The sequence below is a fragment of the Clostridioides sp. GD02367 genome (assembly GCF_045900275.1).
Classification (GTDB): Bacteria; Bacillota; Clostridia; order Peptostreptococcales; family Peptostreptococcaceae; genus Clostridioides; species Clostridioides difficile_A.
Genome location: NZ_JBJODK010000001.1, coordinates 411,049 through 424,912 on the forward strand (window position 1 = coordinate 411,049; position 13,864 = coordinate 424,912).

Here is a 13,864-nt window from a genome sequence, read left to right on the forward strand (position 1 = left end):
CTACAAGATTATTCAACTTATATTTTTGAATCTTTAACTACTTTAGCTAAATGTATAGTTAAATATATAAGTTCATCATCTGTTAATATGTAATTATATTGTTTTTTAATAAAATTCTTAATCTTGATTACACATTCAAACTCTTTATTGTACTTAGACTTAATAATACTTAATAACTCTTTATCTGTCTCACCTTCATGTGCACTATTTAAAAGTAATCTCTGCGCAAAGAATTTAAGATGCATTATAAATCTATAATAAAATACTGATTCTTCATGAAATTCTATCCTAAAATGGTATCTAACTATACTAAGTACTTCTTGTATTAACTTTGTAATATCAGATGCTAAAGTATGACCTTCACTTAGCTGGGCATTTACTATATGAAAAGCTATAAAGCCAGCTTCATCTTCAGGTAATTTTACACCTGTTTTGCTTTCGATAATGTCTAGTGCTTTCATTCCAATTTCAAACTCTTCTTTGTAAAACCTTTTAATCTCCCAAAGTATTGCATTTTTTACGTTTATTCCTTCTTTCATTCTTTGAATTGCAGAATATGTATGGTCACTTAGTGATATATAAATACTTTCATTTAACTTCTTGTTTAACTTTGTCTGTGCATACTCTATAATTTCACTTGATAATTTCATGTGTTCTATAGGAATGTTATTAAGTAATTCTTGTAGCTTATTTGATATTTCCTTGTTCGATATTCTAAATACTTTGTTTACTTTAGTTTTATCTATTAGACTACCTTTTGATTTTTGATAACCAATGCCTTTACCCATGACGATAATTTCTTCATCATTTTCATCTAATGTGATTACAACATTATTGTTTAATATCTTATTAATTATCATGATTATCCTCCTTTTAAGCATAAAAAAAGCTTATCCATAATAATGGGCATACTCCTTCCTAGGATACTGCTATTATTAATGAATAAGCTTAGCTTGTACTTAAACAATTACTACCTAATTCCAATTATTATGATAAAACATTAGACATATTTTGTCAACGTTTTCTTTATATATTTCATCTTCTATGACTATTATTTAATGGTAATCAAATTCTTTACCAATAAGTATAAGAACGATTAATGTGCTATAATTTCTTTAACTAGTAAATTTTATGCTTATTATAATACAATATATCCATAAAATACTTTATCAGAACAAAAGTATTAAGAATTAAAATAAAAAATAGTTAGGGAGATATAATTATGATTTTATATTTTAGTGGTACTGGCAATAGCCGATATATAGCTCGCAAAATTGCACAAGAATTAAGCGATGAGTTAATATCATTAAATCAACTTATAAAAGAAGAAAAAACAGATGACTTAATATCAACAAACAAGCCATTCATATTCGTATGCCCTACTTATGCATGGAGATTACCAATAGTTGTTACAGATTTTATAAAAAAAACAAAGTTTTTGGGAAACAAAAAAGTTTACTTTATAATGACTTGTGGTGGTGATACAGCAAAATCCATAAACTATATTAAAAAATTGTGTGAATATAAAGATTGGCAACTAAAAGGTATGGCAGAAATTAAAATGCCAGAAAACTATATAGCTTTATTTCCTACACCAGATAAAGAAACATCAAAACAAATTATTAAAGAAGCAGATAAACAAATATATAAAATTATTTCTGATATAAATAATGAAAATGAATTTGAAATCATTACCCCTAGTGGTTTAGGAGGTACAATTAAAAGTGGGATAACAAATATAGTTTTTTATAAAATGATTATTAATGCTAAAGGATTTCACTATACTGATAAATGTATTGGTTGTGGAAAATGTGTAGAACTATGTCCTTTAAATAATATTAACTTAAAAAATCAAAAACCAAATTGGGGAAATAACTGTACTCATTGTATGGCATGTATTTGCGGTTGCCCTACTGAAGCTATTGAGTATAAAAATAATACTCAGAATAAAGAAAGATACTATTTAGAATAATATATTTTTGCTATTTAAACCATTATAAAAGGGGCAGTCTCAAAATTGAGATAAGCCCCTTTTTCATTGTTAAAATCATAGAAATATATTTGATTTCATACAAAAAAGAGAACCTCATGAACTAAAAAGTTGATTTTGAGATACTCCCTTTTTGTTAAATTATTTTACTCACCTTTTCTTATATCATTTTCACCAATATGTTGTATCCCAATAAATATAAGATTTATTAGTTCTGTTAGTGATTTCCATTGTGATTTTTTTGAATCAAGATAATAATAGTTTTTTGTTCCTTCTCTACGTACATTAACAATTTCTGCTTCTTTCAATATTTTAAGATGATGAGATACAGCAGGACGAGAAAGATGTGTTTTTTCTGTAATCTCGCCCACCCGTATTCCATTAAAATCACTCTCTAAAAGCGTAATTAAAATTAACTGTCTAGTTTCATCACCCATAGCAGAGATAGCTTTGCGACATTCTTTAAATCTAGATGTTATTTCTTGCATTCTTTGCTGACATTCTTTTTCCATAAAATTCTCCACCTCTTATAAGTATCTAACATTTGCTGGTTCTTTTTGTGCAGTACGTCTATATTTAACATCTGGATATCCAATCACTAGTGTTGTAAGTACATGAGCCCTATATTTTAGACCTAAAAGTTTTTTTAACTTTGGTGAATTATTTGCTACATCTGAAAAATATCCACTAAATAAAACTCCTAATCCATAAGATTCTGCCATTAGTGCCATATTTGATGCTGCAAGTGAACCACTAATCTTATCTTTTGTAATTATCATTATTGCAATAGGAGCATTCTTGAAAAAAAAGTTATCATCAATCGAGACTTCCTTTGAATGTTTAACAGTAATATTTGCAATAGGTTTTATTTTTCTAAAAAACTTTACTGCTTCCTTCTCATATATTGATTTTTTATTATCCAAAACAATATATGAAACATCTTGTGAATTTTTAGCACTAGGTGTATATCTACCTGCTTCTATAATTTGCTTTACAATCTCTGAAGAAACATCTTTATCTTTAAACTTACGAATACTTCTTCTTGATTTTATTGCCATTAGCAATTCATCTGGGTCCAGATTTGGCTTCTTTGTAAGTTCTATTGGTGGTTCATCAAATCCTGTTAGTGTAATAGCTTCTTTTGGACAGATTGCTGAACAATGTCCACACATTAGACAATCTTGATTTTTTATTACTGATTTTTTATTTTTTATATCTATATTATTTACTGGACAATCATTTTTACAAAGTCCACATCCAATACAGAGTTCTTTATTAACTTCAATTATATGCTTATATCTCATATGCTTTTATCTACCTTTCGTTCATTAGTTTAAACTATTATAACATGTAGATATTTTTTATATTCATTGGTAAAGAATTTGATTACCATTAAATTTTTACCATCTATATTACACAATCTTTTCATAGATTTTAAAGTATTATGGTTTTCATATAATAACTTTCTTTTATTTGTAGTTATAACAAATAACAAAAAAGCACATCCCCAATCAGATGCACATTTTAAATAAATATATCTTTTATAAAGATTATAATCCATGTAGATTTCGCTAGATTTTTTTAGATTAATTCAATACCCCAAGGTAAATTCAAATCTCTAGTTTATACAATATCTATGCTTCATAAAACACATCTAATATTTCTTTTTTAGTATGTGCATTTAAAAGCTTTTTACTTATATCTTTACCACCTAAAATATAAGATATTTTAGATATTAATATTATATCTTCATTTCCTTCAGATTGTGGCATAGAAAACATAATTATTACTTTTACAGGCAACCCATCTATACTTGGCCAATCTACACCTTCTCTAGATTTACCTATTACCACAGATGCTTTCTTTACATACTTTGTTTTTCCATGTGGCATCGCCATCTGATAACCTATACTTGTAGAGCCTATTTTCTCTCTATGCTTTAGTGCCTTTATGAACTTACTTTTTGAAGTTATACTTCCTTCATCGTATAATTTATCTACTAATTCTTGTATTATGCCTTCTTTTGTAGTTGATTTTAAGTCTAAGATAATACTTTCTTCGCTTAATATATCTCTAATTTCCATTTATTTTCTCCAGTACATTGTTATTAAATAATATTTTGATATCCTCTTTTCTCTCACAATCTATTATATAATTTATATAGTTCTTTTGCCTATATAGATTTGATACTTCAATCAGAATATGCTTTAAAAAGCTACGATTACTAGTTTCTAAATAAAGATTAATCGTTCTATTAATATTATCGACATTCATTATTCCTCTATTTACTTTGCTTTGATTGCATATATATATATTTAAATCTTTTCCTAATGAGATAGATTCATATTTACTACTTAAATTCATACCTATTAGACTTTTCATCTGACTTATATCAGAATTAAAATATATATTATCTTTTAAATATACTCCTAATAAGTTTGTATCTAAGTCTTTGTTATTTTGAGGTTTATTAAGTAGAGCATTTTTTATATTATTAATGTCACTTTCCATTAATAGTACTGATACAACTATATGTAATTTGTCTTTCAAGTCTAAATTTACAGTAGATATTACAAAATCTACATCATCTAAATTTCGCTTATTCAATTGATGCATAGGGATTATATCAACTATAGTCCACTCAGCAAATTCTCTTTTTAATCTAGCTGCAAGAAGCTGAGATGTTCCATACCCTGTATTACAAACTACTATTACTCTTTTATCACTCATATTTCTTTCTATAGCTGCTTGAAAATATGTAGCTAGATATGAAACTTCATCTATACTAATATTTTTTAAATTATAATACTCTGTCATAATATTTAAAGTCATCATACACAACCCCAATACATCTGAAAATCGCTCTTGTATCTCTTCTAATAATGGGTTTTTTATTTGGATATCATATCTTAATCTGTTTAACATGTGTCTTACGTGAGATGCTAGACTTTTTTGTAATAATTCATCATCTCTAAGATTTATATTTAAAAACTGTGACATATTCTCTATCATTATAGATGATACTTTTTCACTATCACTTAATATCTCTGATTCATCATTACTACTCTTATTACTTTCGCTACTAAATCCAGATGATACTAAATATATATAAATATATTTAATTTCATCTTTAGTTATTTTTACTCTATATCTATTTTCTATTTTTCCTATAAGTGTAGTTACCTTTTCATATACTAACTCATCTAAATTACATATAGAAACTTCCTTTTCCTCCTGAAACTCTATTTGATTACCTTCTTCAACTCTCTTTAAACATATAAGTATATGTGTAATTAAATTTATATAGTAGGGCTGACTTATAACATATCCTAAATTATCTTCCAATTCTGTAATTATAGTTTCTACAAATATAATGGAATCAATATCAAATAAATTTATCAATGCACTAAATGTAGCAGAATCTAATCTTGTTAACTCAGATATATCATGCTGTTCATAATTTTCATCTAATAAGTCGTCCACCATCTTAGCAATCGATTTCCTTATATCCACTTCTTTACCTATAATTTTAGTTCCCTCTAGGGTTTTATTAAGTTTTAAATTATATTCCTTTATCCATTCCTCTATATATTTAAAATCATTTACTATAGAGGTTTTACTTACATAATATTTATCCGATAACTGATTTATTGAAGTTATATTACTTGAATTTAATAATAGATATTTTAAAATTTCCATTCGTCTTTGCTCTACTGATAAAGATTTATTTCCTTTTGGTTGTATATTTAAACTATTAATTAGGTCTATATTGTTCTTTGCTGAAGCTTCTATTAGTATTCCACAACCTCTTTTTATATCAATTTTTATATTAAAAGTTTCTAAATATACCTCAATAACCTTCAAATCTTTCTGTAATGTTTTATCTGATACATTTAATTTATCTTTAAAGTATTTTATAGGTCTATATTCATTTTCATTTAATATCAATTTAAGAAATTCAATTTGTCTTGATACAAGCATACTTATGCCCCCTACCTATTTTTTGATATTTCTATTAAGTACTATTTTAGCATATTTCATAGCTATGTAAGAATACTAAGATACTTCTGTATCATAAAAGAATTTATGATACACTTTGCAAAATTCATATAATATAATTTCAAAATAAAAAATAAGGATATTGAGATGTAGCCAACTACTTCTTCAATATCCTTATTTTCAATCTTATTTATAATTTAAGCACTAAGTACTTCAAATTCACTACTTTCACTCTTTATAGTAGGTTTTGTTATTCCTATAATTAATGTTGTTATCACTGTGCCAACTAATATGCAAGCTATATACGCAATTGGCGAACTACATGCAAATGGTATTACAAATATTCCTCCATGTGGTGCCATCAAAGTTATATCTAAACTCATACATATTGCTCCACCTATACAAGAACCAATTATATTTGCTGGAATCATTCTTAATGGGTCTGCAGCTGCAAATGGTATTGCTCCTTCTGTTATAAAAGATGCACCCATTATAGCAGTTGGCAGTGCTGACTTTCTTTCTTCTTTAGTAAACTTATTTTTGAATATTAACATAGCTAATGCTATTGCTAATGGAGGTACCATTCCACCTACCATTAATGCTGCTGATGGTTCAAATACATTACTAGAGAACATAGCCAATCCAAATGCTGAAGCTGTTTTATTAATAGGGCCTCCCATATCTGAAGCCATCATTCCTGCTAATATTGCACCTAATAATATTTTATTAGTTCCAGACATACCTTGTAACCAAGACTGTAAAGCTTCATTTAGCCATGATGCTGGCGTGTTAACTATGAAGAACATTATAGCTCCACTCGTGAATGCAATCAATAGTGGACATATCAGTACAGCATTTACTCCCTTTAATACATCTGGTAAGTTTTCTGTTATCTTCATTACTCCTAAAGCTATATATCCTGTTGCAAATCCTGCTACCATACCACCTAGAAATCCTGAGCCTCCAATAACTGCCATAAAACCAGATATCATAGCAGGAGCAAAACCTTGCCTTCCAGCAATTGATTTAGCTATAAAACCAGCAAGTATTGGTATGAATAACTTAAATGCTGAGTCGCCTCCAAGTTGTCCAAAGAATCCAGCTATAGGATTGTATGTTTCATGAGTTGGGTCTGATGCAAATATACCAAACATAAATGCTATAGCTATACCAATCCCACCTATTACTACAAATGGAATCATTTCAGATACACCATTCATTAAGTGTTTATAAATACCTTTTTTCTCTGCTCCTTGAAGTATTTCTTTTGAATCTTCTAAAGTTTTTCCACCTGGCTTAATTTCTTTAGCCATGCCATTTTCAGCATTTATAATTAAATTTTTTGCTAATGGAACATTCTTAGCATCTGCTACTTTCTTTTGTAATACTTTCTTTCCTATAAATCTACTTGTCTGAATTTCTCTATCACAAGCTATTATCACATACTCCGCTCTTTTTATATCCTCTTTAGTTAACTTATTTTCTATACCTATAGCTCCATGTGTTTCTATTTTTACTTCATATCCGAGCTCTTGTCCTGCTTCCTCTAACGCTTTTTTTGCCATAAAAGTATGGGCTATCCCTGTTGGACACCCTGTTATTCCAACTATAAGACCTTTACTTTGATTGTTACTTAAATCTCCTGATTCTACTGCCTTACAATTAAATATATTTAATATTTCATATGGAGTTTCTGCATTTAGTAGATTCTTAATAAGATTTTCATCCATTAAATATGTAGCTAATTTAGATATAATCTTAAGATGAATGTCTAAACCTGATTCTGGAATTGCTATCATAAAAAATGACCTAAGTTTTTGACCATCATTATCCATAATCTCCCTATCTGTTCTTAAATACATCATTACAGGTTGATTTACTGCACTTGACTTGGCATGGGGAATAGCTATTAAATTTCCCATGTTGGTTGGTGATTCTTTTTCTCGTTTATTAATATCAATTATAAATTTTTCTTTATCATTTATATAATTTCCATGATACAAATGATTTGCCATATAATCAATTACATCTTTCTTAGTTTTAAACTGTTTATCTAATACAATACAATCACTACGTAATATTTGCTCTATCATAGACTCTCATCTCCTCGTAATTTATTATCCAATTACTAATTCTTCTTTTTGTGAAAAACATTTTAATTTATCTATGTCATTAAATAAATTCATTTTAAACTCTATAACCTCCCTTGCAGCTTCTATACACTGTGGATATATAGCATCTGGTTCATATAGACTTGGGTTTTGTTCTAATACTTCTCTGCACTTCTTATAATATGCTGATTTAACATCACTTGAAATATTTACTTTACAAACTCCTAGTTTAACTGCTTGTGCTATTTCTTCATCTGGATTTGATGAGCCTCCATGAAGTACTAAAGGTATCTCTACTACTTCTTTTATTTCTTTTAATAAGTCTAATCTAAGTTCTGGTTTAAAGCCTTTTGGATATATACCATGTGCTGTACCAATTGCAATAGCTAATGTATCTACTCCTGTTTTTTCAACAAAATCCCTAGCTAATTGTGGATTTGTATATATTATTTCATCAGAACCACCTTCTCCTGATGTTCCAGTTGTCCCTATTGTCCCAAGTTCTCCTTCTACAGATACATTTAATCCTTTTGCTATTTCCACTATTTCTCTAGATATAGCTACATTTTCTTCATATGGTAAATGTGACCCATCAATCATTACTGATGTAAATCCACATCTTATAGCTCTTAATATTTGACTTTTATTTGCTCCATGGTCTAAGTGTATTACCATAGGTACCTTACTCTTATGTGCTTCTTCTATACAACTAGCTACAAAACTATCTTCTAGAAAACTTAACTCATTTGGGTGAATTGCAAGGATTACTGGTGCATTTTTTTCATTAGCACTCTGTACTACCGCTTTAAGTATTTGCCCACTCCCTATATTAAATGCTGGTACTGCAAATTGATTTTCTTGTGCCACTTGTAACATTTCCTTCATATTTATTAACATATTGTACCTCCTGATATTTTTAATTTTGATTTATTTGTTATTGATTTTGTTGTTGTTTATATTTAAATAATATCAGGGTAATAAAAGTCAGAAAATAACAATCGTTTTCCTTATTGAAAAGGAACTTTTATTATATATTCTTAGTTCCTTTTCAATAAGGAGCTTTTAGAAGTCTGTATCACAGTTAATTATATTTCTTAAACTTATTTATTATCAATACTCAATAAGCTCAAAAGCTGACTCTAATAATTGTGATTACTTTGTAAATCTTCATTTAAATTCTATCCTCTAGCTATATCATCAATTTATCAAAAGATACAAACATATCAAATACCCTACTTTCATTTACTTGAAAATTAACATTCAATAATAGCATATCTTACATAGATGTTATATTTTACATACCTATAGCTATAAATTTTAAAACACTAGCACTATAGTTAATGTTATATTGATATCAAAAAATCAAAAAGATATTAGCCAGACAGCCAATATCTTTTTGTACATTTCAATGGTAGAGATGATTTATAGAAATCATACTCACAATTATCTAATTTTTAGATGTCATAAGCTTGACATAACACACCAAAATCATACTTCTTGAGTTCATTTCTAAGAAATAAAGAAACTTGGTTTTCTAATCACTAATTTATAAGTTAGTCTCTATTATTTTATGTAAATCTTTTTCTATCTAATTTAAAAATCATTCCTAATGCTATATAGCATATCCCAATTACTAATACACCATAAGCCATAGATACTCCTATCTTAAATTCTTGCATATTAGTTACAATGGATATTGAAATAGGTCTATTGTAAACGCCATAAAGCAAGGCTGACATTGTATATTCTCCAATTGTACGAATAAATACCAATATAGCCCCTGAAATTATTCCTGGCATCATATTTGGGATTATTATATTATAAAAGGTTTGTATTCTTCCAGCACCTAAACTCCTTGATGATTCTTCTAGTCCTAAATTTATTGACTTCATAGCAACCTCATTGGATGAAAATAGTAATGGCAAGGCATAAATTGTATATGCTATAGGCAAAATATAAAAACCACCTATTAAGGACTCATTAAAAGCAAATATACTTTTTTGATTAAATGTATTGATTAGGTTAACTGCAATAGCACTTGCAGGCATACTCCAAGGTAACATTATAATAAATTTTGCTAGTCGATTATATGTATTATCCTTTTTAATTACTAAATATGATACTGGTACTGTAATTATCAATCCTAATGCTACTGCCATTAAAGACATTTTCAAACTGTTTAAAATAGGCTGTAATACACGTGTTTTTTGGAAAATCATCTGGTAGTTTTCCAGTGTAAAATCTCTAGGAAATATGGTCGTCATAATTGAATGTGTACTTACAAATGATAAGTATACAATAGTAATTATAGGGAGCATAATAATAATAATTTGTATTTCAATAATAATCTTACATACAAATGTAAATAAGTCTTTTTTTCTATTATTAACTTTATAGCTTTGAGATTTTAGGGATGATACTACTCCATATTTTTTGCCATAATACTGTAACAAAAGCATAAATGCAATCCCCATTAGTAACAAAGTAATCACTTGAACTGAGGCTATATCCATATGGTTATTAGCCTTAGACCTAACAATCTGAGTACTCAAAACTTTAAAACCACCACCTATAAGATTTGGTGCTGAGAAAGAACTAATCCCTGATGCAAAAGTTATAATAGTAGAAGTTATAACAGCTGGTGTAATAACAGGCCATATTACATCAAAAAATACTCTTAGCTTTGATGCTCCCATTCCCTTTGCAGCTTCAACTGTTGAGTAATCCACATATTTTAAGGCAACATATACATTTAAATAAAAATACACATACTGAGTATAGGCAACCACAAATAAAATTCCCTTTAATCCACTAAAATCATAGGGTTTGTTGATAAATGAGAGTAAAATTTCTATAGATTTTGTAACTATCCCACTTTCTCCATAAAGCTGAATACATGCAATTACCATAATTACTCCAGGAATCATCATCGGACTTAGTAAAAGAATATGTATGATTTTTTTGTGTTTATCACAAACAAATGTCATATACAAGGCAAGTGATATACCCATAATTCCACATACAAGTACAGAACCCAATCCCAAAATTATAGTATTGCTTACTACCCTTAAATTATTAGTATTTGAAAAATATTCTTTGAATACTTCAAAAGAATATCCACCTTCACCTTGAAATACTTGTGCAAAGGTGTTAGCTATTGGAACGATAATATATCCAATCAGAATCCAAAATAATATACTGTATAAAATAATAGAAATAATATTTTTAGATGTGAATTTACTATGGTTTCTTTTTTTAATCATATTATTCACCCTGTAGCACACCTAAATATGCCCTATCCCCTACATTTAATTTATTACTATTATTCAGCCTATTAAGTTCAGTCACTTGATATTTTTTCTCATTATTTGATACTGTATATTCTAAAATTGGCCCTAAGAAACGCTTAGATTCTACTTTTACTTTTACAAACCCACTTTGGTTAGTATTTTGCAACAATACCATTTCTTCAGGTCTTTTATAAATATAAGGCTTTGTCTCTTTTTCAATATTAAAATTAACATAATCCTCTTTTTCAATACAGTTTGAAGTGCCTACAAAATTTGCCACAAAATCATTCAATGGTCTTTTGTAGACTTCCATTGGCATACCAATTTGAAGAACTTTACCCTTATCCATTACAGCTATTCTATCAGAAATAGCCAAGGCCTCTTGTTGATCATGAGTAATAAATAAAGTAGTAATACCAATTTTTTGCTGTATCTCTCTTATTTCTTCCCTCATTTTGACTCTTAAAGCTACATCTAGATTAGACATTGGTTCATCTAATAAAAGCATCGTAGGCTCAGTAGCTAATGCTCTTGCTACTGCCACTCTTTGTTGCTGTCCACCAGATAATTCATCAATCTTTTTTTTCCTAAAATCTTTCATTCCTGCCAGTTCTAAATAAGTATCACATTTTTCTACTATAATTTTTTTAGATAATTTTTTTATTTTTAATCCATAAGATACATTTTCTTCTACAGTCATATTTGGAAACAATGCATAGTTTTGAAAAACAGTTCCCATATTTCTATTTTCTGGTTCTAGGTTGGTAATATTCTTATCATCAATATAAATACTCCCAGAAGAAGGTTTTATAAATCCACCAATTATTCTTAAAATGGTTGTTTTACCACATCCAGAAGGTCCTAATAAAGTAAAAAATTCGCCTTCTTTGATGGATATATTAATATCATGTAATACTTTTTCTTTTCCATAATAATGATTAATTTCCTTTAATTCTATATTCTTCATATCGACCCCACAAATTATCTAATATTTATAAATTTTAAATATACACATGATGAATCACTTCACATCATCGACTACTTCATTAATTACTCAAAAGCTATTTTATTTAATATCAGAGTATTAGCATCATTAGGTAGCGTGAATTACACAAAAACCATGATATACTATAGTTCCCTTATACGTAAAATAGCGAGGAAAATCCTCACTATTTTTGTATATAATATTAAATTATCTAACTAGACTATTTTATAGTTTTATTATTATCTATTATATCTGTTTCCCACTTTTCAATCCAGTTAGATTGATTTTTTCCAATTACAGACCAATCTACATCCATAGCTTTATATTCTTTCGACATCCACTTTGGTGAATCTTTAAGTGCAGAATCTAATGTTGGTATACGGTTAAAATCATTTGCAATCATAGCTTGAATCTTAGCACTTCCAACAAAATCTACAAATTTAGCTGCTACATTTGGATGTGGAGCATTTTTTAGAGCTGCTACACAGTCTGTAATTACTACAGAACCACTCTCTGCATCTACAACTTCTAATGGCATATTATTTTTTTCTTTATTATCTATTATATCACTTAACACTGCAACAGATATCGCAGCCTCACCTTTACCTATTGCTGAATACATAACACTTCCGCTATTGTAGTAGTTCTTTATATTTTTATTTAAATCTTCAAGATACTTCCAAGCTTCAGCTTCACTCTTAGTAGTTGAATAGTAATTGATTAAGTTACTAACAGTAGAACGCATAGATGATGATAATGAATCTCTAGTAACTATTAAATCTTTATATTCTTCTTTTGTTAAATCGCTCCAATCTTTTGGTGCTTTATCAGCTGATAATAATTTTGTGTTGTAAAACATCATTACTGGTGTTTTTATAGTTCCATACCAATATCCTTCTGAATCTTTATAAGACTTATCCAATTCATTATTCCAACTTGGTTCAGTCTTTTCATACAATCCTTCTTCTTTTAATTGCATATATGTAGACGTATCTCCACCAAACATTATGTCTGCTTGTGGATTATCTTTTTCACTTCTAACACGATCTGCTAGTTCACCCTTTAAGTTTATAAATTCAACATTAACTCCTGTTTCCTTTGTAAATTCTTCAGAAATCGCTCCTAGCATATCCTCACCATGAGTAGTATATACTACTAATGTATCCTCTAATTTATCACTTTTTGCTGCCTTATCATTGCTACAAGCTACCAGTGATAATGACATCACTACAGTTAATAAAATAGCTGCTATTTTTCTCTTCATATTGACTCCTCCCCCCATATTCTCCATGTTCATTTTAAATGTTATTATTCTTATAGTCAACGATTCGACAACAATCCATATAATTGTATTTTTCTATAATTACTTATTTTGTTATTGTTTTTTTCTATATCCATGTTTATTTTTATACATATAATTTTTGTATTCACATTAATCCTTTTTTAATATTAGTATTGTATTTCTTCAAGACATATTTTAAGTATTAGT

The 13,864-nt window shown here is 28.3% G+C and carries 12 protein-coding genes; 1 reads left to right on the forward strand and 11 read right to left on the reverse strand.

Going from position 1 to position 13,864, the window contains the following annotated elements; translation table 11 throughout:
• Positions 1-17: 17 nt before the first annotated feature.
• On the reverse strand, positions 18-860 hold the full coding sequence (licT, locus tag Q3223_RS01680) for a BglG family transcription antiterminator LicT (RefSeq protein ID WP_054271603.1): 843 nt from the start codon (positions 858-860) through the stop codon (positions 18-20).
• A 362-nt stretch (positions 861-1,222) separates the two neighbouring features.
• Between licT and Q3223_RS01685 the strand changes: the two genes are divergently transcribed.
• The gene (locus tag Q3223_RS01685; RefSeq protein ID WP_407811501.1) at positions 1,223-1,972 is read left to right on the forward strand and encodes an EFR1 family ferrodoxin; all 750 of its coding nucleotides are present in this window, start codon (positions 1,223-1,225) and stop codon (positions 1,970-1,972) included.
• Positions 1,973-2,136: 164 nt separating this feature from the next.
• Here Q3223_RS01685 and Q3223_RS01690 read toward each other — a convergent pair whose 3' ends face one another.
• From Q3223_RS01690 to Q3223_RS01735, 10 genes are all read right to left on the reverse strand, one after another.
• Positions 2,137-2,502, reverse strand: coding sequence for a helix-turn-helix transcriptional regulator (locus Q3223_RS01690; RefSeq protein ID WP_054271605.1), 366 nt, complete (start codon positions 2,500-2,502; stop codon positions 2,137-2,139).
• Positions 2,503-2,517: 15 nt separating this feature from the next.
• Positions 2,518-3,294 carry a nitroreductase family protein gene (locus tag Q3223_RS01695; protein WP_407811502.1) on the reverse strand — a complete coding sequence of 259 codons (777 nt, stop codon included), beginning with the start codon at positions 3,292-3,294 and terminating at the stop codon, positions 2,518-2,520.
• A 29-nt stretch (positions 3,295-3,323) separates the two neighbouring features.
• Positions 3,324-3,485, reverse strand: coding sequence for a hypothetical protein (locus tag Q3223_RS01700; protein ID WP_407811503.1), 162 nt, complete (start codon positions 3,483-3,485; stop codon positions 3,324-3,326).
• Positions 3,486-3,624: 139 nt separating this feature from the next.
• The gene (locus Q3223_RS01705) at positions 3,625-4,074 is read right to left on the reverse strand and encodes a PTS sugar transporter subunit IIA (RefSeq protein ID WP_054271608.1); all 450 of its coding nucleotides are present in this window, start codon (positions 4,072-4,074) and stop codon (positions 3,625-3,627) included.
• Complete coding sequence (locus Q3223_RS01710; protein ID WP_407811504.1) at positions 4,064-5,971, reverse strand: BglG family transcription antiterminator; 1,908 nt, start codon at positions 5,969-5,971, stop codon at positions 4,064-4,066. Before Q3223_RS01710 ends, Q3223_RS01705 begins: the two co-directional genes overlap by 11 nt.
• A gap of 215 nt (positions 5,972-6,186) precedes the next feature.
• The gene (locus Q3223_RS01715) at positions 6,187-8,082 is read right to left on the reverse strand and encodes a fructose-specific PTS transporter subunit EIIC (protein ID WP_407811505.1); all 1,896 of its coding nucleotides are present in this window, start codon (positions 8,080-8,082) and stop codon (positions 6,187-6,189) included.
• A gap of 24 nt (positions 8,083-8,106) precedes the next feature.
• Positions 8,107-8,997 carry a ketose-bisphosphate aldolase gene (locus Q3223_RS01720; RefSeq protein WP_407811506.1) on the reverse strand — a complete coding sequence of 297 codons (891 nt, stop codon included), beginning with the start codon at positions 8,995-8,997 and terminating at the stop codon, positions 8,107-8,109.
• Positions 8,998-9,668: 671 nt separating this feature from the next.
• Entirely contained in the window at positions 9,669-11,363 is a 1,695-nt protein-coding gene (locus Q3223_RS01725) for an ABC transporter permease (protein ID WP_407811507.1), read from the reverse strand.
• A gap of 1 nt (position 11,364) precedes the next feature.
• Positions 11,365-12,357 (reverse strand): ABC transporter ATP-binding protein, encoded by a 993-nt coding sequence (locus Q3223_RS01730; protein ID WP_407811508.1) that lies wholly within the window; start codon positions 12,355-12,357, stop codon positions 11,365-11,367.
• Positions 12,358-12,595: 238 nt separating this feature from the next.
• Positions 12,596-13,639 carry an extracellular solute-binding protein gene (locus Q3223_RS01735; RefSeq protein ID WP_407811509.1) on the reverse strand — a complete coding sequence of 348 codons (1,044 nt, stop codon included), beginning with the start codon at positions 13,637-13,639 and terminating at the stop codon, positions 12,596-12,598.
• Positions 13,640-13,864 lie beyond the last annotated feature (225 nt).

Bases quoted from the DNA above. Each gene is read 5' to 3' on its own strand.
- Q3223_RS01735 (WP_407811509.1), bottom strand. From the start codon at position 13,639: ATGAAGAGAAAAATAGCAGCTATTTTATTAACTGTAGTGATGTCATTA.
- Q3223_RS01715 (WP_407811505.1), bottom strand. From the start codon at position 8,082: ATGATAGAGCAAATATTACGTAGTGATTGTATTGTATTAGATAAACAG.
- Q3223_RS01685 (WP_407811501.1), top strand. From the start codon at position 1,223: ATGATTTTATATTTTAGTGGTACTGGCAATAGCCGATATATAGCTCGC.
- licT (WP_054271603.1), bottom strand. From the start codon at position 860: ATGATAATTAATAAGATATTAAACAATAATGTTGTAATCACATTAGAT.
- Q3223_RS01720 (WP_407811506.1), bottom strand. From the start codon at position 8,997: ATGTTAATAAATATGAAGGAAATGTTACAAGTGGCACAAGAAAATCAA.
- Q3223_RS01695 (WP_407811502.1), bottom strand. From the start codon at position 3,294: ATGAGATATAAGCATATAATTGAAGTTAATAAAGAACTCTGTATTGGA.
- Q3223_RS01705 (WP_054271608.1), bottom strand. From the start codon at position 4,074: ATGGAAATTAGAGATATATTAAGCGAAGAAAGTATTATCTTAGACTTA.
- Q3223_RS01725 (WP_407811507.1), bottom strand. From the start codon at position 11,363: ATGATTAAAAAAAGAAACCATAGTAAATTCACATCTAAAAATATTATT.
- Q3223_RS01730 (WP_407811508.1), bottom strand. From the start codon at position 12,357: ATGAAGAATATAGAATTAAAGGAAATTAATCATTATTATGGAAAAGAA.
- Q3223_RS01690 (WP_054271605.1), bottom strand. From the start codon at position 2,502: ATGGAAAAAGAATGTCAGCAAAGAATGCAAGAAATAACATCTAGATTT.
- Q3223_RS01710 (WP_407811504.1), bottom strand. From the start codon at position 5,971: ATGCTTGTATCAAGACAAATTGAATTTCTTAAATTGATATTAAATGAA.